The organism is Methylobacterium sp. A54F, from assembly GCF_053346035.1.
This window is the reverse complement of record NZ_JBKFBF010000015.1, coordinates 14,314-40,250: the sequence shown is the minus strand read 5'-3', so window position 1 is coordinate 40,250 and position 25,937 is coordinate 14,314. Positions and strand designations below refer to the sequence as shown.

Below are 25,937 nucleotides of genomic sequence, written 5' to 3'. Positions count from 1 at the left end.
CTACCTCGATGCCGTGGTCGGCGTGCGGGTCGTGGTGGTGCGGGTGATCGAGCCGGTCGTGCGCGGCTCGCCCGCGGGCTTCGCGTCCTTCGGGGTCGCCGTGGCGGCGAGCAGGCGGCCGATCTCGTCGCCGCGCTCGGTGCGCTCGGGCAGGTCGGCGAGGCGGCCGAGATGGGCGGTGCCGATCGGCTCGAGCGCCAGGTGCTTCTCCACCGCGGCCTGCAGGCGGTCCGGCCGGGTGAGGAGCTGCCACTCGGCCCGCAGCACCGCGATGGCCTGCCGCTCCTTGTGGAGGCCCGTCTTGAGCTTCGAGACCTGGCCGCCCTGGTAGAGCGTGTCGTACTTGATCGAGTAGGCGTAGATCGCCGAGGCCACGAGGCCCAGCACCGCGAGGAGGTTGAGCAGGCGGATCACCGGCGGCCTCCCCGGGTCGTGGCGGTCTCGGGCAGGCTCGCCAGGGCTTCGAGGGCCGCGAGCGGCGGGGGGGCCGGGGCGTCCGTGCGCTCGGCGGCCCTGAGCTTGGCGGAGCGCGCGCGCGGATTGGCGGCGGTCTCGGCCTCGCCGGGCAGGACCGGCCCCTTGGTGATCGCGCGGAAGCTCCTGGGCACGGGGCGCTCGACGCTCGGCAGGTGGCGCGAGGCCTGGACCGCGCGACCGCTGCGGGCGGAGAGGAACTGCTTGACGATGCGGTCCTCGAGCGAGTGGAACGTCACCACCGCGAGGCGCCCGCCCGGCCGCAGGATCCGCTCGGCGGCGTGGAGCGCGCGCACCAGCTCGCCGAGCTCGTCGTTCACGGCGATCCGCAGGCCCTGGAAGGTCCGGGTCGCCGGGTGGATGCCGCTGCCGGGATCGGCCCGCACCACGCCGGCCACGATCTCGGCGAGCTGCGCGGTCGTGCCGATGGGCCCGCGCCGGCGGGCCTCGATGATCGCGCGGGCGACGGCGCGGGCGCGGCGCTCCTCGCCGTAGTGGAAGATGATGTCGGCGAGGCTCGCCTCCTCGCCCGTGTTGACGAGGTCGGCGGCGCTCTCGCCGTCGGCGCCCATCCGCATGTCGAGGGGGCCGTCCTGCCGGAACGAGAAGCCGCGGGCCGCCGTGTCGATCTGCATCGACGACACCCCGATATCGAGCACCACCCGGTCGACCCCGGTCTCGCCGAGGTCGGCCGCGAGGGCGTCGAGGTCCCCGAAGCGCCCGGGCACCAGGCGCAGGCGCCCGTCCGAAGCCGCGACGAGGGCCGCGCCCGCCGCGATGGCGGTGGGATCGCGGTCGATCGCGATCACGCGGACCGCCGGGTCGGCTGCGAGGATGGCGCGGGTGTAGCCGCCGGCCCCGAAGGTGCCGTCGACCGCGAGCATCGGCCCCGCGAGGGCCAGGGCCTCGACGACCTCGGCGAGGAGGACCGGGATGTGGGGGCTCGTCGCGGCCCCGCCGGGCGGGCCGCTCATCGGGCGGCCGCGCGCCGGGGCGGCACCGCGCGCCGATCGCCGCGCGGGCACTCTGCCGGAGGGGTGGCGGGCCGCACGGCGGCGTCCGGGGCGGGTCGGCTCATGCTGGCCTTCGGCGGGCCGCGGCGTTGCGGCCCCGGCTGAGAGGGCAGCCCCGGATGCGGCGAGGCCACGGGCCCTCGCACGGACGGGTACCCAACTTCTACGGGTAACGTCCGTCGCACCGAAACTCGCCGTTGACGGGATCATGCCGGGTAACATGGGCCTCTGAGGGACGTCAACGAATGGCGCCGCGAGCCCTCGGGCCGGCTACGGACCCGCTGATCAGACCTCAGCAAGGTTAACCGAGCGTAAGTTTTTCGCGAAGATTCCGAGGCGCTTGCGCCCCCGAGGAGGCTGGCGGGGCGAGGCGGATCAGCCGGCCTGTAAGCCGGGTTCTGTAGGGCCCGCTCATCCCGGGGGATCCGCGGACGTGGCAGCCATTCCTCTGGGACGACCGTTGCCGGCCGCCTCAAGCAACCAACCCGGGCGACTGGCCTGGAGAGAGGGCCTGCGGAGCCCCTTGCGGGGCCTGTCCGCGCGCCGCCCCTATTCGGTTTTGCTCCCGGTGGGGTTTGCCGTGCCGTCCGCGTTGCCGCGTCCGCGGTGCGCTCTTACCGCACCCTTTCACCCTGACCCCGCACGGCCTCGGGCCGTCCGGGGCGGTCTGCTTTCTGTGGCACTGTCCCTGGGGTCGCCCCCGCCGGAGGTTATCCGGCACCGTCTCTCCATGGAGCCCGGACTTTCCTCCCCGGACGCGGGTGCGTCCGGGGCGGCCGCCCGGCCGGCTGATCCGGGCCCGGATGTGCGCCGGGGGACCCGGCCCGGTCAAGCGGCTGCGCGTCCGCTGGGCGTGCCCAAATGTTCACCCTGCGGTTGCGTGGTGCGCGGGCGAGGCCCAGTCTCGCGGGTTCGGAGGCTTGCGGGGCCCCCGGAGACGCGGACCCGGCGGGTCTCCCGGAGAGAGGAGACGACCCATGGCGGCCGACGACACGACCTGGACGCTCGAATCCGTCCAGACCCTCACCGAACTCGCCCGCGAGCGCGTCCCGGTCCCGGTGATCAGCCTCAAGCTGAAGCGCCCGATCGAGGCGGTGACGGCGAAGCTCGCCCAGCTCGGCATCGTGCCGGCCGGCGAGACCCGCGCGGACTGACGGCGCGGTCCTGCCGCGCCCTCACCAAGTGCGACCTAACTAGGTGCGCCCTCACCAGGTGCCGGTGTTCTCCATCGAGGCCCAGGGCTCCTGCGGCGGCTTGGAGCCGCCCTTCTGCAGGATCTCGATGGAGATGCCGTCCGGCGACTTCACGAAGGCCATGTGGCCGTCGCGCGGGGGACGGTTGATCGTCACGCCCGCCTCCTTGAGGCGGGTGCAGAAGGCGTAGATGTCGTCGACCTGGTAGGCGAGGTGGCCGAAATTGCGCCCGCCCGCGTATTCCTCGGGGTCCCAGTTGTAGGTCAGCTCGACGAGGGGCGACTTCGTGGTCTCCGCCCGCGCGGCGTCCCCGGGGGCGGCCAGGAAGACGAGGGTGAAGCGCCCCTTCTCGTTCTCGACGCGACGCACCTCCCGCAGGCCGAAGGTGTCGACGTAGAACGCGAGCGCCCGGTCGAGATCCGCCACGCGGACCATCGTGTGCAGATACTCCATCAGGCTGCTATCCCTCTGTTGATATTGGGCTTTTTACTTGCCCTGAGCAGAAACTGACAAGATTGGCTTTGCAGGACAATCGCCTGAAGGAGCCTCTCGATCGCCGCGGTAGCTAGGGCTTGGTAGTCCGGCGAGTAGGCCGCGTAGATCTCCGTGATCGCGAACCCTCGCACCTTGTGCCCGAGCTGGCCGGACAGCTCTTCGAACGGCACTCGCTCCTTGCGCATCCAGCGTGCGACAGTATGCCTCGGGCTGTAAAGATTCACGCGTCCGTCGAGGCCTGCTCGCGCGCGGCTTTCGCCCAGAGCCGTGTAATAGCGGTTCACCGGCTTGCCCTGGTAGCTCACCACCCATTCCGATTCCCGTCGGACCTCCTTGAGATAGGCGATCAGGGTTGTCGGCATTTTCACAACCGGCCGGTGCTTCGTCGTCTGCTCACGATCCTCGTGGTTGAGGTGCAGCAACCCATCGTCGAAGTCGATTTGCGACCAACGCAGCTGTTTGACTGCCTCCGGCCGACTCCCAGTCGCCAGGCAGATGAAGAGGAGGGCATGGAAATGCGGAGCTGACGCATCAAGCCAACTGGCGCATTCCTCTATCGAGAGGGGGCGGCCCTTGGGTGCAACCTTCGTCACTTTCACGCTTGGAACGTAGATCTGGCGGGAGATCTCACTGCGTCGCCAGGCCCGGTTCAGCGCGGCTCGGCCCGCTGTCAAAACCGAGTTAATCGAGGAGGAGCTGAGCCCATGCTGCCTAAGGTGTGCGATGAACCGTTCAATCCGAGGAACTCGGGTGGCAGCCCAAACACTCTCAGCGCGGTAGTAGCGATCCCAGTGTTCCACGGCGTACTTGAGCCATTTGCGAGCCGGCAGATGCTGACCATGCTGCTCGTAGTAGGCGTGCAAAACCTCCGAGATCGGCACGCGCGCAACGTCCTGGCCCTCTGAGCTGTCCTCAGCGAGGTAATGAGCTTTGAGGGCCTTTTGAGCTTCATCGAGGTCATCGGTTCCCGTCGACTTGCGCCTGACCTGCCGGCCGTCCAGCCAGCAGATGCAGTAAGCCGGGCTGTTAGGACGCACGTCGAGCCAGAATTTGCCAGCCACGTGCTCGCGCTTGGTGTATCGGCTCACCTGACCCTCCTGCTGTCAATCCTAAAAGCAGGCTCCCTCATTTCACGACGTGAGAGCAGCTTTCGCTGGCTATCAATTGCTTCCCCACAATAGCATGGAAGCTTCGCCGAATATTATAAAGTCACACAACATCACCCCGAGGTAGGCAATTGATCCGTCGCCGCAGGCAACATAGGGAATCTTGTTACTGCGTCTCTTTCGCTTTATCGTTGACGCGTCAACGAGCCCAGTTGGGCGTTCATCAGGAGGCAAGATAAGAGATGCAGAAACCTTTTCTGAATACTGCCGGTATAGTTCTATTCCATAGGCTTTTGCAATTTCAACTCTGAGGTGCAACAGCTGCTCATTTGACATACCATTTGGATTTACCGTCATGCGCTTCTCGTCCTTCAGTTCGAAAGGTGAGCGTTGCTCCTGCTGCTGGGGTAGAAACAGACGCCACCGCTGGTCGTTCGGTATGCCTTGATGTGGCGAAGCCAAGGGGTGCCGTTCTCGCTCCGTTGGAGAGCGAGGCTCGGATCTATTGCGCTGTTTGTTCCAGCTTCAGTGCCGATGAGTCGCCGAGCTCTTTCGGCGCGATCGATTTCGACAGTTTGGCGATGCGCCCAGCTCTAGAGGCGGATCCCGAGGGAACCTAAGCCGTTGAAGAATCAGTGAACCTCAAGGCGACAACCTGGTACCAAGGTCATTTGGAATAGGAAGTAGTCTCGTTAATAGGCGTACATCCGAAGAGTTCACTCAAATCGGTTTCGCCTATCGGCTCTTTGGGGAGATGAAGCCCACGTTCGTCCAAAATCTCCCTGAGTTGCTCACAAAACTCCTCCTCATCGACCACTGACGTAGCCGAACGGTTTGGCTTCCGCCCACGCCTATCCCGGTTCATGGATGGCCAGTTGATTGCCAACCTCAGTCGCTCATGCCCTATGCCATGCTGCAGCCAAGCGAGTAGCGCTAGCGCCTCATCGGTGAAGTTGGCCGGATCCTCCTCCGATAGATCCTCGTCGGGCTTGGGTGCCGTGTTCTCATAGTTGAACGTAACCGGCGCCTTGAACGGATAGAAGCTGATGTCGCGCAGGCTGTCGCTAACGGGCTTGTTCTCGAACAGCTTCTTGATCATCACCTGATGATTAAGCGTCCACTGCCCTCTGAATCGCCGACCGCCCGCTGCCTTGCCAGTCAGCCACTGCTCGACCTCCTTGCGGTTTGCTCCATTCAGATCGACCAGCACGTGCATGTGCAGGAGGACTGCGTACTGGAGACCTGGGAAATCGTCCTCCGGGATTTGGTCGTTGGCAGCGATCCGTGCACGCGCCTCATCCAGCAGCCGTAGCTTTATACCCTTCTTGAGTCGCCTACGCTCGGCCTCAGGTGTGATCGGCTTCTTCGACTTCCGCAGCTTGGTCGGCTTACGCTCCTGTGAGGCGAGTATCCTCAACGTTTTTGATTTCACCCTATGCTGGTGCGCACCACCGATCGCATGCCGCAGATCGACAAGCTCGAGTTCGAACTGCCCGATCAGTGAGAGGTCAGGGAAAGCCTTGCTGAGCCGGTAGAGCTTGCTGCGCTCACGCTTCATCACCTTCTCGATTGAACTCTTGAATTTTAGGCGCTCCGGAAAATTCGTCTTCGTGATCCCGCGAAACTCCCGGTAGATGCATTGAAGTCCGAGGGCGAGCTGGAAAACATCCTTATGGTCAAGCTCGTGAGCTCGTCGAAGCTGCCACATGTACTCATCGGTCTTCGATTCATCACGCCATGAGACGAAGGCGGACGGTGGATGCCGTAGCCGGTTGCGTCGGGTTTTGAAATTCGCACGGGCAGCAGCGATCAACTGATTGAACTCAACCAAGCGAGTTGCATCGGCAAGCATGTTGTCAGCGCTGAAAAATGTTCTGTCCCGGTCGTCCGCTGTAATCCAATCCTCGATCAGCTCTAAGCTCAGCTTGCGCTTTTCAAGCAGCTGAGACATCGCGCTACGCCGATCTCTCTGCCAGCGCCTTAGGTACGCCAGGAGGTCGCGATGATCACGGCGAACCACGTCTGCCGAGAAATCGACCATGTAGTCACGGTCGAGATCGGGGTCGGGGATCACGATGTCGTTCAGGATGGTGACGTGGAGCAGAGCCTTCCGTGCCGCCTCATGTTGCGCACCGTAGCGGTTAGTCAGCAGAGCCTGTGTATCCTCCAGGAGGCGAGCGCCGTAGCGAGTACGGCAGGCCGTGCACCAATAGGATCCGCAGGCGAACGCTCCGGGCTTGCCGCATCGCTTGATGCGATTTGCGAAGGCTTCGAGGTAATTGAGGTGAAAATCCTCGCAGATCGCGACGCTTTCTCGCAGATCATCCAAGGAGGGGGCAAAGTTGCGCGCGTCGATCGGTGACGTGCCGGCCGCAGCATCGAAGCGCTGCTGCATCTTCTCGTGATGCTCCTTCGCACTCAGGTAGCGAGGATCGTTCTCAACCTGAGCGAGCAGAGCGGAAACGACGCGCTTCTTCCGCGACGGGTTCCGCTGGCGAGCTACGTTTGTTGCACCATCGCTCGGGTGAGGATCCTGCGTCGAATTCGTTCGCCTGATTCCGGGACTGCCGCTGGTCACGACAACCCGCGGAAGACCTTTTGGGGCTGTGCGCCGGTTTCCTGCGATTGGATGCACCTCAGGAAACATTTCAAGAAAGTATTTGTGAAATTCCTCGTCACTCCTCGTGTCGATTTGGTAGCTCGAAGGATTTGTGCTCATATAGAATTGCAACTTCATGTTAAACCCTAACCAGACAAGTCTGTATTTTGTAGATACTACTCAGCGACCCTTGTGCGCCTTTATGGCAGAGGCTTCTGTTGCCTCTGCATACTGTGGAGAGTGACTGAGAGCATCAATCTCAAGCGCGTTTTGTGTAATCTCCGCTATCCTGCGGGCAGAAGGCGTGTCTGCAACTTCCGACCAGTCGTATGTCGTAGACACAACTGCGACGTTATTTTCATGAATGCTTACTTTTGTATATGTACGAACAACGTATAATGGATCGTCCCGCCTACAAAAGTCTGAAAGTACAGACCTTATAGATTTTGGTATTTCCTCTACAATCAATATCAATATTACCACACCGCAGGCGGTTGGGACGATTTTGTGAAAACTGTTGGGATTGTTAATCGGAATGGCCATCAAGCCCTCAGCTTCGGATGTTTCCAAGAAATTTTTTGCTCTCGACTTGGTTCCATACACTAAAACCGTCGGATGTCGATTGGGATGGTCGATTCGAACTGATTGAATCAAGGTGTTGAATGTATCATCGCGCATTTTATACTCCTCCAAGGAAGCATTAACGAGTGGGTTTTATGGCACGAGCCATCCGTTGCTCAAGACAGTGCGTCAAGAGCTTGCTTAAGTCTTTCGCTAATTTCGAGCAGGGTCTGCCCAGGCTTGACGATTGGTTCGATTACACGAAGCCAATTCATACTTTTGAAGGCACATATCACTCGCTCGATTAAATCGAACTTTAGTTCGAAATAACAGAACGCCGGATTTCGGCAGACGAATCCATCTCCAGCCAGACATTGAAGCGGTCGAGCGTAAGGGGTCTCCTTCTCGGGCGCCTCGAACTGCGGTGCCGCTAACAAGCTGATAAGCGAATCAGCGCGGGCTGCAGGCAAGTCCGTTGCCGAATCGGTATCCACAACCGGCCGCAACGTCAAACAACCAGAAGTTGCAAGATCAGTCTAGATTCTGCCAAAAACTGTAAACACTAATTTCACTAGATTCCTGCACGGCTTCTGAGACAGGTAAAAGCTGGCAGATGAGAGCAGAAGGGTGCGCGAGAGATGCTAAAGGCTGCGAATTATGCTCCCGCGATACCTTGACCGCATTCGAACAATGTAAGCGCCCGCGGCTTCGTGAAATTTTTTTGAATAGGTTCGATGGGAGGGTGGCTGGGAGCGCCTTCAACTGAGCGCTGCTCGGGCAGGCCTTATCGGCTCGCTGAGTGAGGAATCAGTGGCGAAGGATGGTCCTGACAGCCAAGGATCTTTCCGCGGAGCCGCTCCTCCGTGTGTTCCATACAATTGGTTGAGGTCCGCCTATGGCGCATGCTGCGGCGCGGGCGGATCGCGGTCAAGGTGTGAAGCTAACAGCTCCTTTGATGGAGCATCGTCATGCCTTCAAACATACCACCCGCCAGCCCTGGAACCTCAGCCACCTGATCGGTCCCGAGCCGCCGTTGAAGACCAAGCACATCTGGGCGATCCCATGACGATGGTATCGGCACGCGGCACCGAGAGGCGAGTGCGTGAGATCAGGCGTTTCGCAATGATTCAGGATAGCCTCGCTGTTGCAGGCAGACCAATCACGGCGCAGTCACGCCGATCAGCTTCAGATAGGTCGCTGTGGCCGGATGAAGACAAGCCAACGGCACGGCCGAGGGATGCTTGCGCGGGTCGCTCTGGCGTCCCTGGATGTAGCGCCGCGCAAGGGCGTCCCCGCCCCGATCGCTTGCATGAACCAGAAGACGATCGCATCGGGCAAACCCGGCCGCGCGAGGATGAAACTCCAGGAGCCGACCGTCTCGATCGGCTCGTCCTGACCTTTGAAAGAGCCTGGCGGGATCGTCAGGCGTCGCAGCGAGGCACGCAACGTGAGGATCTGCCCGATGTTTCGAGGGGCCGGCCCGAAGAACCGAGCGCCACCGGGCGACTCCGCAAGCGCCTTGAAGCTCGGCCAGTCGCAGCCGCCGCCCCAGAGCGCGGCGACCGTTCCGTCAAGCACGAGACCAGCGCCCACGCCGGCATGGTCTAGCAGGACCGGTGCGATGTCGTCGTCGGGATCAATGCCGGAGCCTTGCAAAACGGTCCGGCCGATCACGGTAAGGCCTGAGGCGCGAGTGCCCAGCGCCACGGCTTTGCCGAGAAGATCCTCGACGCTGCGAACCGGGCTCGTGGATGGAACGACGACCAGGCCAGGCAAGGTGTCGACCAGAGCTACGACGGTGAGCGTCGGTTCGCGCCCATCCTGCGCGCTCAGCGCATCGTAGGCGTACTCACCCTGCACGAGGGCCAAGGTCGAGCTTGCCCTCTCTCAGGAGCGCCAAGTTCTCGGATGAGCCCTTCGTGTTCATCAGTGCGATCGTCAGGCCCGGATCGCTCTAGCGAAGCGCGCCGATGAGCGCCTCGCCGTAGGCCGGAAATGAACCGCCGGGCGTCGCCGTGCCGAGCACGAGAGAAGCCGTTTCGCGCTCCTGAGCTTGGAGCGGTGAGAGCGTGATGAACGCCGTGACGGCGAGGGCAAGCAGGCGGCACAGCATCGAAACTCCGGTTCGAAAGGCTGAGGCGCGAGACCGTCGGCGCTCGGGCGCGCGGCGAGCTACGGAGATACCCGCGAGAGGGCCCGCGAAGCGCTTCGCCCAATCTGCGGCGGAAACGGCCGTCACCTCAATCTAGCACTTGGTGTCGTCGAAGGCTTGGCCGGTCTCGGGATCGATGCCGCTCGTCGCATCGGCGCAGAGCCGAACGTGCGGCTTCTGGCGTGTCACGCACTTTTGCTCATGGCGCACTGCTGACTGATCCGACCTACTCCGCACGCGAGTTGATGGCGGGATGCCGCCATCTTACCCGTCAGGAACTTGCGCGCTTCCGTTTCGGCTTCGGTGGTGCAGAAGGCACCTCTGGCTCGCTACCTTTTATTGCGCTCTCAGTGTTCGGTTCCGTTGAACCTTCTTCATCAGCAAGGCGTTTGAAGGCACCAGCCTCGTCGCACTCCCCGGCTCGCACAGCTCCGGCTACTGTCCGTAGCGCGGCGCAGAAGCGGTTCATTCGACCAAGGCGATCGAGAATCGCCTCCGCAAATGCGTCGATCTCCTCGCTGTTGCCCTCCCCGACCATCTCGATCAGCGCACGGATCTCATCAATCTCGAGCCCAAGTCCGCGGCTGAAGCGGACGAAACAGAGGCGGGCGATGTCGACCGCTTCATACGCCCGACGTCCTCTACTCGACCGCTGAGGCACCGGCAGCAGACCCTGCCGCTCGTAGTACCGGATCGTTGGAACCTTCACTCCTGCCCGCTCGGACAGCTCTCGGATTGTGACACCCATGTTCTCCCTCCGCGCTTTGTAACGCGGAGACCCTCCCCCATCCTTCCTCAAGCTCAACGGGTGGTTTCGTTGGTGCAGCGTCACCTCTGTAGGGCTGACCTCGGCGTGGGGACCCAAGACCGAATTCGACACTTGGAGGACCGGGTTCGCGGCAGTGCGTGAAAGACGTTGTGCTAACTGCTTGATAATACACACCTTCAAATAAGCAGCGTCGGCAATGTGTCAGCGGTGCACCCCCTGAAAGTAGAGAGTAGTATCGTTAATACACAGGTTTTGCATTGGATTGCTTCCCCGCTGCTCACCGACAATTTGCAGGGATGCGGAACATATTTTTGTACACGTGTCCTATAGCTGCTTGGCCCTGGTCCGGTTGTATTCCAAAAGCCATGACGCCAATTTTGATTGGAGTGAGCGCTCACACCTGCTGAAGTCGGATGCTGGATATGTGTCTTACCGTGCTTGTTGCCGGGCCCGAAAGAACAAAGCACTCGTGCATGACCACTGGGCCTGTAGGGAACCGCACCATCGCTTTTTGGGCCCATATTGCCTCCGTGATGGGGGGCAACAATGACATTGATGTATTTAGGTATTGGCAGATTTAGCTGATGATACCCAGCGTCACCGGTGAGCAGCCAAGCCTCGCAAAGCGATGGATCATCAAGGAGACAGGAGATGCCTGATCCGTTCCGTGACGAACGGGGCCCGGTACAGCGTGCAAAATGTATCGTGCGCGAGCCCACGGACACCGCGATTTGCTGCAGCGACGAACCCCAAATGTGGATTGCGCCCCCCGCTTTAAGAATTTTGGAAGCAAATGTTGTATGAGAAGCCGTGATTGACTGCCGTGGCGCAACCCAGGTACGGCCATGCGCAGCAGGATCGCCTGCCTCTCCGGCCCAGTGATCAGAATCCCAATGTGAGAGAACCACTGGTGGATTCTTGCGCCAGCAGAATCTTAGCGGCGTAGGTTTCGTGTTTTTGTTTCCATACACGCCGCATCCAAGATCAAAGTACAGGCGCGTCGACTCCCTTACGTCGAGGAAGCCGTTCGAGCCTCCCTGGCCGATGTCATAGGTCACGAGAAAATCGATGTCTGGTAGCCCTTTGATGGCCGCTTCGATGTCGACCTCGTCCGCGTCGGGCCACGTGTTAATGTCAAAGGTGGCGGAAAGCGCCGGAGCGTAGTGCGGAACGGGATAGATCGTGACGAGGAAAGCGGGCACTGGATCTGCAAACAATCCGCCATAGACGTCGACCGGATCGGAACCGGAAGGCGCTAGCTCAATCGCAACCCATTCTTCTTCAGAAAGCTTTCTAAGCTGATCGAAAAAGCGATCGTCTTTTCTGACAGTCACCTCGATTCGGTAGATAGGCGCTTTTTCATACAGATCTTCCGGCCTCTGTCTCGGAAGGCTGCGAAACATCTGCTGCCAATAGGCTGTCTGTTGCGCGCGAATGCGTATTGGGTTCGACAAGTCGAATTGCTGGCCCGGCCTCAGGAATGGCCAGCGCGCATCCACGACGTCGAAGGCGAATAATATCTCGTCCGCCAGTGAAACGTCGAGCGGTTCGGTTTAATCGATTCGCCCATACGACAACGGAGGGAACTCCTGCCAGCCTTCGCCGTTCGGCGAGAAAAAGCGGCTCACCATGTAAATCTCCCACGAGGTCAAAATTCACTCTGCGCACCTTCAGCATTTCTATGCTGTTAGCGGCACCCCATTACGGCACCTAAGCTATAGCGCCGAGTGAAATGGAACAGCGAGAACATAGCTTCGAGGCGAGCTTGATAAGCCAGAGGGGGTAAGATGCCTCACGTGGCCGGATCCCCGTCAAGTTCCCCGAGGGCGACGGTGATGCCGACGTCACCAACGATGACGGACAGCGACGGGAGCCCGTCGATCGAAAGATCCATGATGATCGACCCGAGTTGGACAAGGTCCGTCTCGCTCGGTTGGATGGAGCTTAGACGAGGATGGGAATGCCATTCGCCCACGTAACGGACCTGGTGCATGACCCTGGCCTCCTTCGCGGCGATGTCGTCGCCCAGTCCGGCGACGCCGCGCTCGAACTGGGTGGGCGAGCCGACGCTGTCGGGTGGCGGCGGCAACGCCTCCACGAGGTGTATCCGCCGCGCTCGGGTATCGACGACGCCGATCACCGCGCCCCCGGTCTCGCTCGGCAACCTCGCCTCCCTCATGGCTACCATCGACGCCCGGACCGAGGCGTCGAGCGCCACCTCCCAATCGAGGATCGTCACCCGTTCGACCTGCGAGAGTGCCGGCCTCGTGGGCGTGACCTGCCCCTCGGCGCCGATGGACCAGATGCCGATGAAGGCATCGGGGCGGTCTACGGCCTCGCCGAGAGCCTGGGCGGCCAAGGCCGATAGCAGGGCGACCCGGCTGGCGGGAACGCGGTTGGTGACCGCCCTGCAGGCCCCGGTGTACGCGAAGCGCTCGCCCACGGCCGTCAGGTGCCGCTCGAGTTCGGCATGCTGAAGGACCGCACGGTAATACTGGGCTTCGAGATCCCGCAGGGCGACGGCGCGGTCGGCCGCCTCGACGAGGACGACGGCGGCCTCGGCCGACGGATTGAAGAAGACGCACACGCGCCGGCCACCCACGCTCAGATCGGCCAGGTGCCTGCTCGCAGCCACGGACGCCGTCGCGTCGATGATGATCTCGGCCTGCGACAGTGCTAGCGCGAGCTCGTCCGAATGCTCGCCCGGCTTAAGGATGTCGCAGCCGATGGCGGCGCCGACTACGGTCGGTCCCGTGAGGGTGAAGATCGCGTTGAGACGATCCTTCAGGGCATGGGCCTTTCGAAGACCGACCTGCGGCGACCGAAGGGTGTGACGGGCGAGATTGTGGGGAATGAGGCGGTCGTCGTCTACGATGGTCCAATCGAACCTGCCTTCCCGGGTCATGTATTCGGCGAGGTGTGATCCGACGGCGCCGGCACCGACCATGACGGCCTTGCGTCCGTCGCGGGCAGACCGGCCCGACAAGGTCGCGGCCCTGTCGGGATCGAAGGCCACATGGACCTGGGCGATCTCGACACCGCACGCAGCGAGCGCCGTGTCGTCGGGCTCCGTGGTGATCACCTGCCGAGCGAAGCCGGATGGCGAATGCGTCGACTGAGCGGCAAGGAGCACCCCCAAGGCGACGCCGATCTCGCCGACCGTCCTCGTCGTCATGAACGCACGAACGTCGACCATCCCCGGTCGGGTGCCCGTCGGACCGATGACCGGCATCGCCACGATGATGGCGAGGGACGCGTTCATCCTGGGCCGGTCCTGCTCCGAGACGCCAGTCCATCCGACGATCCGGTCGCGGAGGTCTGAGTAAAGGTTGACACCGCGCTCCTTGAGCATCGCGCTGAGGGCCGCCAGATCACGTGGCGCCTTCCGCAGGCGCCGCATCCGCTCGGGAGGGACTTCGTATGCGATGGGGAGGATGCGGCCGGTGCCGGTGTCCTTTGCCAACGCCGCCAGCGGCAGCACGATGACCACGTTCGGATCGACAGCGTCGTTGATCGCCCCGACCAGTTCGACGCCGTCCCTGCCCGACAGGACCGATGCCGGGAAGACGAACTGCCAAGGCGAATACCCGAAGAAGGGATCCAACGGCTGAGCCGGATCGTGGAGCTCGCCGCGAGCGGCGCGATGGAACCAGATGAGGACCCGCTCGATCAACTCCGCCGGCGTCCACGTCAGCCTTGCCTCCTCCCAGGGCCGGTCGTCGATGCACATGGCCGCGGGACATCCCTCTGGCACCAGTTGCTGATGCTCGGTGTCCGGGAAGTCTTCCCGCAACATGAGCACGAACGGTGACGAGCCGCGGTCGTCGAAGGCGATGCCGACCGGTTCAATGCGGTCCAGTTCGACTGCGGGCCGCTGGGGCACCCCGGTCCGGAAGTCGAGGACGAGGATCTCGGACCCATCCTCGTTCCGATGTGCGCCGACGACCGTCGCGATCCCCGCCGCGTGGAGGGTAACGTACCGGGCGACCGCCATCGCGACGGGGAGACGCATCTCCCCGGCATCGATGGCAGGTCCCCAATCGTCCAGCCAGGCCATCCGCCTACCCCTGCCGAGCGGGCTTGGCGGTCGCGCTACCGGCACCCGTCGTCACGGCAAGCGCGATGCCGACGCCGTTGCGGTCGATTTGGTAGCGGATGGGGCCCGGGGTCGGGGTGGCCTGCTCCATCGTCACGACGAAGTCGCCGAACTTGTCCTTGACGACGCGGCGGTGATGGTTCGCGGCCTGGCGATGCGGCGGCTGGGTCGAGCTGTCCTCGACCGATCCGGGCGTCGGGATCGGCTTGCTCGGCGAGACGATCGTGCAGCGCTTCCGCCCCTGGGTCTCGAAGAGCCACTTCACCTCGTCCACGGCCACGGTCTCGGTCACCCCGCGCTCGGGGCCGAGCGAGAGGTAGGAGCAGTGGTGGAACAGCTTCAGGAGATCCCAGCGAAGTCGATCCTCGTTCCCGTAGCGCTTGGTGATGTTGACGATGTCGGAAAGCACGAAGTGATCGACGTCCGAACCGAAGAGGGCGTAGCTTTCCTCGGTTCCGTCCTTGAACGTGGCTTGGAAGACGATCGAGTCCCCGTTCCGGTCGATCACGACGACTTCGTCCTGGCGCCAGGCGAAGGGCGAGTGCACGAAGAACTCGACGCCTTCCTCGCCGTCCTTGCTGAAGCCCGGCACCAACTTTCCGGCATCGACGAACAAGTGCTTGCGGGATTCGAAGTCGATCCCCTCCTTGGCCATCCAGGCCTTCAGGCGGTCGGCGCGGGAGAAGATGCGGATGCCCTTGCCCTCCCGCAGCCGGTGACGCGCCTCCTGCCGGACGAGACGTGCGTCGCCGTCGAGGTTATCCTCCAGCACGGCGCAGGCCGGCACCCAGAGTTCCTCGATCTTGATGCGACCCTCGCCCTGGTAGGCCAGGGCGTGGCGAAGCCAGAAGAACTCCCCCATGCGCTGGCAGTGGTCATCGTCGAGGTGGGTGAAGCAGACGACGTTGAAGTAATCCCGGCCGGACTTGCGGAGATCATCACGAAGCACCTTCGCGAGGTCGCATCGCGTGTCCCTGGGATCGTCGGGGTTGCGCTGGTTCCCGAAGTCGATGAGCACCTTGCTTTTGTTCGCGAGGTCGAGAAGCGTGCAGTCGGCGTTGCCGAGGGGGTAGAAGGTCGCGAATGCTGCCATGACGTCACTCCCGGGTTGCGATGGCGGTGGGGTCGGTTGCCGATGAGGCCGTCGTCAGCGCGGCCGGAGGCGCGGGCCATCCATGCGAGACCGGGAAGACTGCCGGCGAGTGAGTCGTCAGGACGATGTCGGCGACCTCGAAACCGTGCCGGGCGACGCGCTCGAAGATCGCCGGGGTCATCGCCCGCAGGTCGGTCGGATGATTCAGGGCAAGCCCGGCCTCGGTGTCGGTCTGATAGGCATCGAATTCGCGGGCGGTGCGCGACCGGCTCACCTTGATGTCGACCTGTCGGACGGAGGCTCCCATCTTGAGGAGGGCACCCCGAACGGTCTTGTTCTCGATGTCGAGCATTAGCATGCGGGACCGCAGGGAGCGGATCTGGTCGCTTGCGATGTCGAAGAGGCGTGGGCCCGCCAGCTTGCCCTTCAGGATGCCGAGGGGGGACGTCTTCCCGTATTCCGGCAGCGGCCCTGAGGCGTCGCTGCAGATTAGGAAGCCCGGAGCCAACAGCGGTTTGCCCGGCTTGTAGATCGCCTCCAGGCCCAGATTCTCGTAGGCGCCGCCATCCCAGAGGCGGATCCGCCGAGCCGCCGGCTTGCACGGCTTGATGGCCTCCTTGGTGGCCGGATTGGTCTCGTACCAACCCTCCCCGGGCAACTCGATCTTTAGTGCGCCGATGACGTAGGGCACCGCGGCCGACGCCGCGGCGGCGGACGCGAGCCTAATCGACGGCGAATAGTGGCGCCCGAAGACCCAGTCGCCCATCTCCCGAGCGGAGAACCTCCAGTTCTTGCCGCTGTGCAAGGACGCGGTATTGATGTGCCACTCGGGGGTGGCCGGAAGTTCGCTCACGAGGCCCGAGACGCCCCATCGGCTCTGCAGGAGGTCGGCCAGGACGCTGGCCCTGTGGCCGAGCAGTCGGAAATGAAAGCGGAGGAACCCCCATGGGCCGATGGCCTTCAAGGAGAAGAGGTCCCTGCTCGTGAGCAGCGCCTGCAGCCTCGGGAAGACCTTGGCGTCGAACTCCGCCGAGCCCGGCCAACGCATGCCGCAGGAGGACATGATCGCGGCGGTGACCAGGCTGCCACCGGATACCGTCGAGAGGTGCGTCACACGTTCCAGGAGCCCTTCGGCCGCGAGGCGACGAAGGACGCCCAGATGGAAGGCCGCGGCGCGGACGCCGCCTCCCGAGAGGGCCAGCTTGATCTCCAGCGACGAGGCATCGTCCTCGCCTTTTGTGCCTTCGGTATCCGTGGGAGCCATCATCATCCCATCCCTCTCCCCCGCAGCCTGCAATAGCGACCGAAAGCGTCCTGGGACGGGCGCCTGCCGCAAATTCGAAGACCCGCGCATGGCGCTTGCCCCGCGACTGAGAAGACCTGGAGAAACCCCTTGGCGAGGCCTACCCGCACGGTGGGCGGCCACCTACCTTCATGGAGGTAATCTACGTATCGCATCTCCGAACTTGGGGTACGAAGTACCGGGGTTCAAGGCTACAAAGACCCTCATTTCAGAACCTTTTCACCATCCATTTCGAAAGGACGATGATCATGGCCACGCTTGGTGAAAGGATCAGGGATCAAAGAAAAAAAGCGAAGTTGACCTTGGGGCAACTTGCATTGGCAAGTGACTCCGCAAAATCATATATATGGGAGCTTGAAAACAAGAACCCTCCGAGGCCATCGGCGGATAAGATCGCCAAAATAGCTAGAGTTCTTAATGTGACGACCGATTATTTGCTTGGTTCGGACGAAAATATTGAAAATGCCGAAGACATGGCTTTCTTCAGAAAATACAGCTCGCTATCATCTGACGTCAAAGAGCGTATAAGAAAGATGACCGACATCATGGAAGGATAGCATGCAGGTGTCCGCCAAAAGTCCGCAGAGGTGGGCCAACGATCTCACGACGCTACTGAATGCCACGCACGGATCCGAGAGGTTCCCTGTCGAACTAGAAGAGTTCGCGCTTTCCTATTCCCGCCAGATTGCTCCTGACGATCCCATCCTCTCCGTGATCGGAGACGCCCTACCGGGTTTCGAGGGAGCGCTGGTGCCGATCGGGAACCCGCGTCGAGGCTGGCGGATCATCCATAACAACGCCGATATCTCTGAGGGCCGTAGACGGTTCACGCTGGCCCATGAATTCGGACATTATCTCCTCCACCGGCACGTGAACCCGGCGGGGATCTACTGTGGCAAGGACTCCGTCCTGCGGGGCGAGAGAGAGGCCATCGAGCGCGAGGCGGACAATTTCGCCGCGACGCTGCTGATGCCCTTGGACGACTTCCGCAAGCGCATAGACCCATACGCCAAGGCAACGTTCGAGGATCTCGCCGCCTGCGCCGACCGCTACGGCGTCTCCTTGATCGCAGCCACCCTCCGCTGGCTCGGCTTCACGCATCGCCGCTCACTAATGATCGTCAGCCGCGACGGCTACGCGCTTTGGGCGCGTTCGAGTACCGGCGCGCTGAAGAGTGGTCGCTTCATTCGGACGGCGCGCGAGACCTACGAGATCCCCATCGGTTCTTGTGCCGGCTCCGGCCAGTTCACCCCGGGGACGAAGGCCGGCGTGCGCCACCCAGCCCACGTCTGGTTCGACGAGGAGGTCGAGGAATGCTCGATCCCGTCCCCACGACACGACCAAGTGATTACCCTGCTGCATCTCGAAGCGACACCGGGCGGCGCTGATCTGGCCGAGGTCCCTGTCGAGGATGTCATAGATCGCATCGCGCAGGGAGGAGCGCGTAGCTGAATGCAGCGCCGTCCCTGCAATGTTTTTAGGGCCGATCCGATGCCCAAAATCGCGGGCTCATGAGCCCGCAATGTGCCTGTCACGAAATCGATTCTGCATTTTAATGCGAGAGCGTGGTTCAGACTAGGCTGAAATTGATGGCGGTACAGCATTGGTCTTCAAGTCATTTTTTCAATATTTCTGGTTGAAAACCGATTGGTTTTTCGCTGAGCCGGCCATCAATCAGCTACACGAAATTTTCCACACTCGGATCTGGTACTGATTTATTTATATTCAGTCGTGTCACATTTTAAGAAATGTTCGGCTAAGTTGCGTCGACGAGGATGAGCGGGATGCGGAATGTCTGTTTATGAGCAGGCAGCCAACCTCCGCATATGGCGCAACGGAGACCTGCAAGTTGAATTTCTCTAAGGTCCGCTTCGGAGAGGCCGTCAGAGGCGGCTGGACGGCTGCGGTGGACGCAAATGCGAATGTCTGCTTCCGAAGCGTGGCGTCGTCACTGCAGGGCCGACCTCAGCGCTATTGTACACGGCGTCGAATTCGACACTTTGAATAGGTAGGCTGCGTCCACGCACAAGAGGTTCTGCGCTAACCGCTTGATGGAACACACATTCATCCAAGTCGCACTGGCGCCGTGTCGGCGGCAGCCACTCTGGAAAGGAGAGATAGTATCGTTAATACACCCCATTTTCACTGGTTCGCTGCTCCGACCCTTGAACCCCAACCTAATGGAACTGGCACGGACGCCCCTCCCCTCTCGTGCTCGGGGCTCAACGTCGCAAAACTGTCTCTGGAAACATTCACAAAAGCCAAGCTTGCGATTGCCGAAACCACCATCTTCGTGCAAACCCTGGTTTTTCGGAGATCAAAGTAGCCAGATCTCCTAAGCTCGAAGAATTATGATCCGCCGTAACGTCTTGCGATTCCTCGGCATACGAACCACCAGAGATTGTACTCATCGATCTCAGCAAGCGCCGGCTTGAACCCTCCCCCTTGCTCATCTCTGATCTCGGTCGAGTACCCCGGATCATCCCCGCCAAGCCGGATCACCTCAGAGCGCCCATGATGGCAGTCGACGAGTTCAGCGTGAGCATTCACCTCGTTCGGGACATCAGCCGTCGTCGATCTGCTGACGACCAGCTGTGTGACAATCTTCCAGCGATCGCCTCTGGCCTGCTTCTTCTCGATCAATGTCGAGGAAGCAACGAACTCGCCTGGGCCGGTGGGAGGACCCGAAATGCTGTACGGCTTCAGGATCTCCGCATCTTCACGCAAAAAGCGCGCGGATGCCCAGCCAGTTAGGCTGCCGATGCGGATCCTGCACCAAACCTGGCCAATGCCCTGACCGGTGTCGCTTAAATCTCGCCCGGTCCTACCATCGATGCAGCCGAGGTTATCGATCCCCCGGGTTCCCGGCGGCAGAGCGGCAACCTTGCTAGCGCCTGAGCTAGGCTGAGCGCGCAATGCCAGGGTGTCGCCGGCTCGTACGTCTCTGACCATGAAGCGGTCGGGACCGTTGGAGGTGGCGGAGGTAGGGCTACTGGCAAGCGTGAAGAGAAATGCGAATGGAAGATTCGCCGCTCTATGCATCCTCCGGGAAGACCGCACAGTGCTCTCCTCACGCAGCCAAAGATTGAAGTGCTCGATCAATTCCGAGGGAGTAGGCGCCTCGTCCCAGCCTCGATCTGATCCGGCAGCGTTGCGGCCGATCCCATCGGCACAGGCATAGCGTTGATCGAGACGTTGAACACAGGCGCCACCGTGTGCCCCGCGACTGGTCGCTGAGAGCTACTAGCGGCTTCGCTGTTTGCCACCTGCACCATGTCGCCAAGCCGGAACAGGTCGATCAGCTGCCCGATGCCACACAGGCCCAATGTGAAGAACCACAATAGGCCCGTCCAAAACCGCCCGACGTAGAAACGATGCAGGCCCGCCAGCAGAAACAGCCCAGCACACCACAGCACAAACGCTACGAACCCGCTCTTCCGTCCCATCGCGCTACTCCCCGTTCAAACTGCGCTAGCGCGCCTGAGGGAGGGTGGCTTTGCTCGTAGCTAAGCACGCCCTCAGACAAACCAGCGTTTTTCGGAGACCGCGATCCGCCCCAATATCGTTTGGGTCAACGCATGCTTCGTTGTCTCTCGAAACTGCCTCCGATAGGCAGGCTGAAGTCGTGGAAGGCCCACAGCGAATATTCTGGAGGGGATTTTGCTCATTGGGTACGCACGCGTGTCGACGCAGGACCAAAACCCGGACCTACAAGTCGACGCGCTGGAGCGAGCGGGATGTACGCGCTTCTTCGCCGAGAAGGTTTCAGGAGCGCATCGTGATCGGCCAGAGCTTCGCGCGGCCCTATCCTCAGCGCGAAGCGGAGATACGATCGTCGTATGGAAGCTCGATCGGATCGCGCGCTCGCTAGGCCAGCTGATCAAGACATTTGACGAGCTAGAGCGACGAGCGATTGGACTGCGCTCTTTGACAGAAGCGATCGACACCACCACATCAGGTGGTAGGCTCGTGTTCCACATTTTCGGTGCATTGGCCGAGTTCGAGCGCTCTATTATTCGCGAGCGGACGATGGCCGGCCTTCGGGCTGCGCGGGCACGTGGCCGGTTAGGTGGGCGGCCGCGGTTGCTCAGTACTGCAGATATCGATGTCGCCAAGGTGTTGCTGCGAGATGGAACCCTCACAGTCAGTGGGGTCGCAGAGCGCCTGGGCGTCACCGCGTCAACGCTGTATCGGTACCTGCCTGCAGCCCGAGCAGCTCACAGCGACAGAATCAGCTCGTTTGAGTCAGAGGCATGATCTACTGGTGCACTGGCGAACTCGATCTAGAGGCGAAAGGCGTCGACCTCAGCTCGGCAAACTCATTCAGAGAGCTGCTTGAGGCATTGGAGGTATAATGGCTCAACTCTGCGCGCGTCGGCTTTACGATGCTTTTTAACTAAAAATTTGCGAATGATATACGAAGCTCAAGCTTGTGCTAATTTTTGGGTGCGTAGATACAGCACCGAGTCTGACCGCTGACTGTCATAGGACTTCTCTATCAATGAAGCGCCGCAGCGCCCGGCCCGTAGTGGTCGAAGTGAAACGTTCTCGTTCCGCAGCAACGACCCGAGCCGATGCGTTCGGCCGCCGGCCATCTCATAGCATGTGGCAAGGCCTGCATTTGCAGGATGAGGCAAGCGAACCGCCTACTCAAGCCTCCCTAGCGTTGATCGCAGGAGCGCCGGAGGAGCTCGAGAAGCCGGCTAGCGCGGGGCGAGTGCTGCCCAACCTCTTGCCACTGTTCGAGCCGAGCGCAGCTGACTCCGCGTCCTTGCGCCCGCAGGCAACGGATCAGCCTCGACGGCGGGGTCGCCCGAAGCGCGTTCAACACGATGATTTCCCCATCTCGATGGGGAGTGGTCCTAAGTCTCTTGCTGTGATGGATGAGACGCCACTCGAAGCATCGCGCTCGATCGAGCTCGAAACGGCTAGCGGGGCACCCAACGCGACCACCGCTGAAGCACCAGTAGCTCCGTCGCCAGCGAAGCGGCCACGCAAAGGTCGTGCGTCGAGGCTGAAGCCCGGCGAGGCCTGGAAGCGGCGTCGCCTGCCCCGGGTCTGCTGGTAAGCCGGGGTAGTTCCGATGCCCGGGAGAGTTGCGCAAAGCATCGGGAGGATGATCTCGGAAGGGCGGTTCCCGCTTTCCTAACGTTAGCCCGCCCTCGCCAGCGATCGTACAGCGCCCTCCTGGAGCATGTAGCCGCGGCCCCAGATCGTCTCGATGTAGTTCTTACCCCCAGAGGCATTGGCGAGCTTCCGGCGTAGCTTGCAGATGAACACGTCGATGATTTTGATCTCGGGCTCGTCCATGCCACCGTAGAGTTGGCTGAGGATCATCTCCTTGGTGATCGTCGCGCCCTTCCGAAGCGCCAGCATCTCGATGAGTTGGTACTCCTTGCCGGTGAGGTGAACCCGTTGCTCGCCGATGGAGGCTTGTTGCTCGCTGAGGTTCACGGTCAGGTCGTCGCAGGAGATGACCTGCTCGCTGTGACCCTTCGAGCGTCGGACGATGGCGTGGATGCGGGCGACGAGCTCGTCCTTGTGGAAGGGCTTGGTCAGGTAGTCGTCGGCACCGAAGCCGAGACCCTTCACCTTGTCCTCGATGCCGGCCATGCCGGAGAGGATCAGGATCGGCGTCTTGACCTTGGCGACGCGCAGCGACCGCAGCACCTCGTAGCCCGACATGTCGGGAAGGTTCAGGTCGAGGAGGATGATGTCGTAATCGTACAGCTTGCCGAGATCGACGCCTTCCTCACCGAGATCGGTGGTGTAGGTGTTGAAGTTCTCGGACTTGAGCATCAGCTCGATGCTCGCCGCGACGGTGGCATCATCTTCGACGAGTAACACACGCATGACGATACCTCACAATGTCAGCGATCATACTCTGGCAACCATACCGATGCGTTAACGGCGATGAGACAGGCGCCGTGCAATCCCTAGGACGCTATGAGCCCGCCAATGGCGAAGCACGCGCGCATGCTCCTTGTGCTGGCTGGCTTGCTGGCGGTGATCATCCTGGGAGGTATGACGCTGCTCTGGCATTTCGCCTAAGCGACTTTCGCCGCTGCTGCTGACAGGCGCTTCTGAGCCGATCGGTCGACGTAAGTCGAAGCTGCTGCATCTGACTGCTTGGCTCGCGCGTTGGCGCCGTCGAGCCGTAAAAGTCCGCCTTCCCGCGGCCACGTGGCTTAGCGAGGTACAAGGGCGATGGCCGAGGCTTTGAAGGGTGCGCAACTGCCCCCGCTGGTAACCATCATCTTGCGACCGTGGGTGGGTGCGGTGGAGACCGCATCTCGCGGTATGTGCGAACTCGTGATCAAGGAAGCCGTGCAGGCCTCGATGAGCCTCAAACGGCGAGCAGCGTTGACACCAGAGTTGGAGATGGGGCTCGAAGAAGCACGGGTCGCGTCGGAGGCCTTCGCCAGATCGCTGGAGGCAAGGGCTGCGAACTCGACCGCCAAGCGTGAAGCAGCACTTGCGGCTCTGGTCAGCCTGATCGTGCTGCTCCGAACCGTGCAGCCCAGCGAGAACACGCGTGACCTCGGGTTGGGATGGTAGGTGGTACGGGAAGCCGTGTGGTCGCACCCGTGGCGAGCAGCTATCCTGGCGCAATGCCACGCTCAAACTGCCGAACCCCTGACAATTGCCGCGCTAGCAGCCGAGGCGGTCCCTGCCGCATCTGTGATGCAGAAGCCATTGCGCGACGAGCCGTGGCGCTACGCGAGCGCATGGCGGCCAACAACGCCGAGGGTCGGCCGACTTATGCTCAACGCCAGATTTCGGTAGGCACCACCTACCCTGACGAACGCAGCAATCAAGCCAATCGCCCAGCGTTCGCCGCCTCGTCCGGATCTACTCGCCATCGAGATCAAGGCTCTGGTCACCGGTTCGATATGGATCTCGTCGATCCGGCTGAACTTCAGGCCATCGCCAGCTCGCGGGCAACGTCGGAGAGGTAGCCCGCTAGCCGGTTGCCGACATCACGATCCCTGCACTCTATCGTGATGGTTGTAGGCTGTTGGGTTTCACCCGTGAGAGAGCGGAGCACCCCCTCTGCCTGCACAGCGGCAGTCCGCTCCGACTGGCTCCGCAGCCGGAACTCATAGTCGGGACCGGTGAGCACGATCTGACAGAAATACGATGCCATTCTCTGGCAACCCGTCATCCGCTCCGGCGGTTCAAACGGGTTCAGAGCCGCTGGGCGTTTAGTGGCTGCCGCTGGTTTGACACCGAGTAGTGGGAACCTCAGCGGCCGCTGATGCGAATAGCGATCCCACCCAGCCCTTGACTCCGATGGACGCATTCGTCGGCAGCGAGCAAAGGCAATATGTCGAACGGAGCGATCTGCTCGCACATCTAGAAGATGCATGTCAGGTTGCATCGAATCTGAGCGAAATTGCTATGAGGATGTACTCGTGAATGAGGCATCGTACATCCACTCGGGAACGAGAGCTTTCTAAGCGATCAAGACCCGCTACGTATTCGCGATCAGGACGCTCAGAGCATGCTCGCCCGCAATCTCAATTCACTCTGTCTCCGAACCTTGAGTTTGCCAGCCTGCGGATGGGCGGTGCGCACGGTCGTTGTCCTTGCGTCACGAAAGTCGTTGCTCCGCGGTGGCTCCGCCAGCGGCAGAATTAGCACAATGGCCTCAGTCCGGTAGCGGAAGGACCTGCTAGGGAACGGCGCGACTTACGCGGCCCGAGCGAGATCGCCCTCGATCGCGTCGAGGGCACGCTCCAGAGCTGCGAAGCAGGTCGGATCGAAGGCCGTACCGAGATCCGCGCGCATGATGCCGAGCGCCTTCTCTAGAGGCATGGCCGACCGGTAGGGCCGGTCTGCGGTCAGCGCGTCGAACACATCGGCTACCGAGACGATACGCGTCTCTGGTGCGATGGCGTCGCCTTTCAGCCCCCGGGGATAGCCTCTGCCGTCCAGCCGTTCATGATGGCCGCCACCGATGCTAGCCATCTCGTGGAACACCGCTACGCGGGCCAAGATGGTCTCGGACAGGGACGCGTGATTGCGCATGTCCTGCCACTCCGCATCGTCCAGTTTGCCATTCTTGTCGAGGATGGCGTTCGAAACCCCGAGCTTGCCGACATCGTGAAGGAGCGCGGCCCGTTTCAGCCAGCGACGGCGCTCCGGGGGATAGCCGAGTTCGGCTGCTATCATGTCGGCGTAGACCGCGACCCGCTCGGAGTGACCGGAGGTGAACGGGCTCTTGGCGTCGATGATCTGTGCGAAGGCTCGCGCGATATCGTCGAGGTAATCCTCGTCCACGATGATCGGGCTGCCGGGCGTCAGTGCGAACACTGCCTCCTCAATATCCTCCGAAGCCAGTGTCTCCCAGAAACCGGGTTCGGCCGCGACCGCCTCGAAGTAGGCGACGACTTGAGGATCGAACCATGTGCCAGCGCGTGCGCGCACCTCGGCGATCGCAGCCGCGGGGCCGGCAGCGGTGTGGAACACGTCTACCACCTGAGCAAGTAGCGCCACGCGTGCGTAGAGGGGGATTGCAGGTCCGACGAGACGATCCGGGCGGCCGCTTCCGTTCCAGTGCTCATCTAACGCGTGGATGGCCTCGCAGACGCTGGCAGGAAAGCGGAGTTGACGGGCAATCTGCGCGCCGCGCTGGCAGCGGGTCTGGATGAGGTCGTCGACGATCGCGCCGCCGTTCTGCAGGATGTTGAGAACCGCGCGGAAGCGATCCGCGAGGCCCGCCTTGAGGCCCGTGTGGGAGAAAACGAAGCCGAGCACTTTCGGCAGGCTGTCGCTCACCGTCTTGTAGTCACGCTTGAAGCTGAGATCGTCGGACAGGTAGAGTTCGCAGATGCGCGCGGCGTTGCTGGAGCAGCCGAGGTCCTTCAGCATCACAGTGTGGTAGAGTTCCCAGAGCTGCAGGTCGGGCAGGCCCATTGCCCGGCCGATATGGGATCCAATCCAGGTAGCGCGCACACAGTGCCCGACGGGCTGACCTTCTGTGAGGTCTAGGGCATGGCTCAGGGCTCCGAGAACCTCCGATAGCTGAACCGTCCTGGCCTCATCGTCGCTGCCCGACACGATCCGCATCATTCAGGTCC

The 25,937-nt window shown here is 61.8% G+C and carries 23 protein-coding genes and 1 other RNA gene; 5 read left to right on the top strand and 19 right to left on the bottom strand.

The features are described from left to right. The 3 genes from ftsL to rnpB all read right to left on the bottom strand — a co-directional run bounded on the left by ftsL (position 1) and on the right by rnpB (position 2,279). Positions 1-414 carry a cell division protein FtsL gene (gene ftsL, locus ACLBXP_RS21400; RefSeq protein WP_447669827.1) on the bottom strand — a complete coding sequence of 138 codons (414 nt, stop codon included), beginning with the start codon at positions 412-414 and terminating at the stop codon, positions 1-3. Further along, the gene (rsmH, locus tag ACLBXP_RS21395; protein WP_447669826.1) at positions 411-1,448 is read right to left on the bottom strand and encodes a 16S rRNA (cytosine(1402)-N(4))-methyltransferase RsmH; all 1,038 of its coding nucleotides are present in this window, start codon (positions 1,446-1,448) and stop codon (positions 411-413) included. Before rsmH ends, ftsL begins: the two co-directional genes overlap by 4 nt. 410 nt (positions 1,449-1,858) lie before the next feature. Next, positions 1,859-2,279, bottom strand: an RNA gene (rnpB, locus tag ACLBXP_RS21390) — RNase P RNA component class A. A gap of 185 nt (positions 2,280-2,464) precedes the next feature. On the opposite strand from rnpB, the gene ACLBXP_RS21385 reads away from it, so the two are divergent. Then, entirely contained in the window at positions 2,465-2,641 is a 177-nt protein-coding gene (locus ACLBXP_RS21385; protein ID WP_447669825.1) for a hypothetical protein, read from the top strand. A 51-nt stretch (positions 2,642-2,692) separates the two neighbouring features. Here the strand turns inward: ACLBXP_RS21385 and ACLBXP_RS21380 are convergent, their stop codons facing one another. The 12 genes from ACLBXP_RS21380 to ACLBXP_RS21325 all read right to left on the bottom strand — a co-directional run bounded on the left by ACLBXP_RS21380 (position 2,693) and on the right by ACLBXP_RS21325 (position 16,821). After that, a complete protein-coding gene (locus tag ACLBXP_RS21380) occupies positions 2,693-3,133 on the bottom strand; it encodes a VOC family protein (RefSeq protein WP_447669824.1) in 441 nt (146 codons plus the stop codon). Then, positions 3,133-4,263 (bottom strand): tyrosine-type recombinase/integrase, encoded by a 1,131-nt coding sequence (locus ACLBXP_RS21375; protein WP_447669823.1) that lies wholly within the window; start codon positions 4,261-4,263, stop codon positions 3,133-3,135. The genes ACLBXP_RS21380 and ACLBXP_RS21375 overlap by 1 nt, the downstream gene beginning before the upstream one ends. Positions 4,264-4,335: 72 nt before the next feature. Beyond that, entirely contained in the window at positions 4,336-4,743 is a 408-nt protein-coding gene (locus tag ACLBXP_RS21370) for a hypothetical protein (protein ID WP_447669822.1), read from the bottom strand. 205 nt (positions 4,744-4,948) lie between these two features. Then, positions 4,949-7,018: a hypothetical protein gene (locus ACLBXP_RS21365; protein ID WP_447669821.1), complete on the bottom strand. Its 2,070-nt coding sequence runs from the start codon at positions 7,016-7,018 to the stop codon at positions 4,949-4,951. A gap of 42 nt (positions 7,019-7,060) precedes the next feature. After that, positions 7,061-7,558, bottom strand: a complete 498-nt coding sequence (locus tag ACLBXP_RS21360) for a hypothetical protein (protein WP_447669820.1) — start codon at positions 7,556-7,558, stop codon at positions 7,061-7,063. Positions 7,559-8,626: 1,068 nt separating this feature from the next. Then, complete coding sequence (locus ACLBXP_RS21355; RefSeq protein ID WP_447669908.1) at positions 8,627-9,301, bottom strand: TAXI family TRAP transporter solute-binding subunit; 675 nt, start codon at positions 9,299-9,301, stop codon at positions 8,627-8,629. Between the two features lie 94 nt (positions 9,302-9,395). Then, positions 9,396-9,554 (bottom strand): hypothetical protein, encoded by a 159-nt coding sequence (locus ACLBXP_RS21350; RefSeq protein ID WP_447669819.1) that lies wholly within the window; start codon positions 9,552-9,554, stop codon positions 9,396-9,398. 310 nt (positions 9,555-9,864) lie between these two features. Beyond that, positions 9,865-10,341 (bottom strand): MerR family transcriptional regulator, encoded by a 477-nt coding sequence (locus tag ACLBXP_RS21345; RefSeq protein WP_447669818.1) that lies wholly within the window; start codon positions 10,339-10,341, stop codon positions 9,865-9,867. Positions 10,342-10,538: 197 nt separating this feature from the next. Then, entirely contained in the window at positions 10,539-11,861 is a 1,323-nt protein-coding gene (locus ACLBXP_RS21340; RefSeq protein ID WP_447669817.1) for a hypothetical protein, read from the bottom strand. A 293-nt stretch (positions 11,862-12,154) separates the two neighbouring features. Then, positions 12,155-14,419 carry a ThiF family adenylyltransferase gene (locus tag ACLBXP_RS21335; protein ID WP_447669816.1) on the bottom strand — a complete coding sequence of 755 codons (2,265 nt, stop codon included), beginning with the start codon at positions 14,417-14,419 and terminating at the stop codon, positions 12,155-12,157. A gap of 4 nt (positions 14,420-14,423) precedes the next feature. Next, positions 14,424-15,551 (bottom strand): hypothetical protein, encoded by a 1,128-nt coding sequence (locus ACLBXP_RS21330; RefSeq protein WP_447669815.1) that lies wholly within the window; start codon positions 15,549-15,551, stop codon positions 14,424-14,426. Positions 15,552-15,555: 4 nt separating this feature from the next. Then, positions 15,556-16,821, bottom strand: coding sequence for a patatin-like phospholipase family protein (locus ACLBXP_RS21325; protein ID WP_447669814.1), 1,266 nt, complete (start codon positions 16,819-16,821; stop codon positions 15,556-15,558). A gap of 281 nt (positions 16,822-17,102) precedes the next feature. Between ACLBXP_RS21325 and ACLBXP_RS21320 the strand changes: the two genes are divergently transcribed. Both ACLBXP_RS21320 and ACLBXP_RS21315 read left to right on the top strand, forming a co-directional pair. Beyond that, positions 17,103-17,411: a helix-turn-helix domain-containing protein gene (locus tag ACLBXP_RS21320; protein ID WP_447669813.1), complete on the top strand. Its 309-nt coding sequence runs from the start codon at positions 17,103-17,105 to the stop codon at positions 17,409-17,411. Position 17,412: 1 nt separating this feature from the next. Beyond that, positions 17,413-18,306 carry an ImmA/IrrE family metallo-endopeptidase gene (locus tag ACLBXP_RS21315; RefSeq protein WP_447669812.1) on the top strand — a complete coding sequence of 298 codons (894 nt, stop codon included), beginning with the start codon at positions 17,413-17,415 and terminating at the stop codon, positions 18,304-18,306. Between the two features lie 897 nt (positions 18,307-19,203). Here ACLBXP_RS21315 and ACLBXP_RS21310 read toward each other — a convergent pair. After that, positions 19,204-19,806 carry an SH3 domain-containing protein gene (locus ACLBXP_RS21310; protein WP_447669811.1) on the bottom strand — a complete coding sequence of 201 codons (603 nt, stop codon included), beginning with the start codon at positions 19,804-19,806 and terminating at the stop codon, positions 19,204-19,206. 146 nt (positions 19,807-19,952) lie between these two features. Next, on the bottom strand, positions 19,953-20,300 hold the full coding sequence (locus ACLBXP_RS21305; RefSeq protein WP_447669810.1) for a TM2 domain-containing protein: 348 nt from the start codon (positions 20,298-20,300) through the stop codon (positions 19,953-19,955). Between the two features lie 211 nt (positions 20,301-20,511). Here ACLBXP_RS21305 and ACLBXP_RS21300 point away from each other — a divergent pair, with 211 nt between their 5' ends. Then, complete coding sequence (locus tag ACLBXP_RS21300) at positions 20,512-21,111, top strand: recombinase family protein (RefSeq protein WP_447669907.1); 600 nt, start codon at positions 20,512-20,514, stop codon at positions 21,109-21,111. An 894-nt stretch (positions 21,112-22,005) separates the two neighbouring features. Here the strand turns inward: ACLBXP_RS21300 and ctrA are convergent. Further along, positions 22,006-22,707, bottom strand: a complete 702-nt coding sequence (gene ctrA / locus ACLBXP_RS21295) for a response regulator transcription factor CtrA (RefSeq protein WP_447669808.1) — start codon at positions 22,705-22,707, stop codon at positions 22,006-22,008. Positions 22,708-23,061: 354 nt separating this feature from the next. On the opposite strand from ctrA, the gene ACLBXP_RS21290 reads away from it, so the two are divergent. Then, entirely contained in the window at positions 23,062-23,412 is a 351-nt protein-coding gene (locus ACLBXP_RS21290) for a hypothetical protein (RefSeq protein ID WP_447669807.1), read from the top strand. Between the two features lie 1,134 nt (positions 23,413-24,546). Here ACLBXP_RS21290 and ACLBXP_RS21285 read toward each other — a convergent pair. Continuing rightward, entirely contained in the window at positions 24,547-25,926 is a 1,380-nt protein-coding gene (locus ACLBXP_RS21285) for an HD-GYP domain-containing protein (RefSeq protein WP_447669906.1), read from the bottom strand. Positions 25,927-25,937 lie beyond the last annotated feature (11 nt).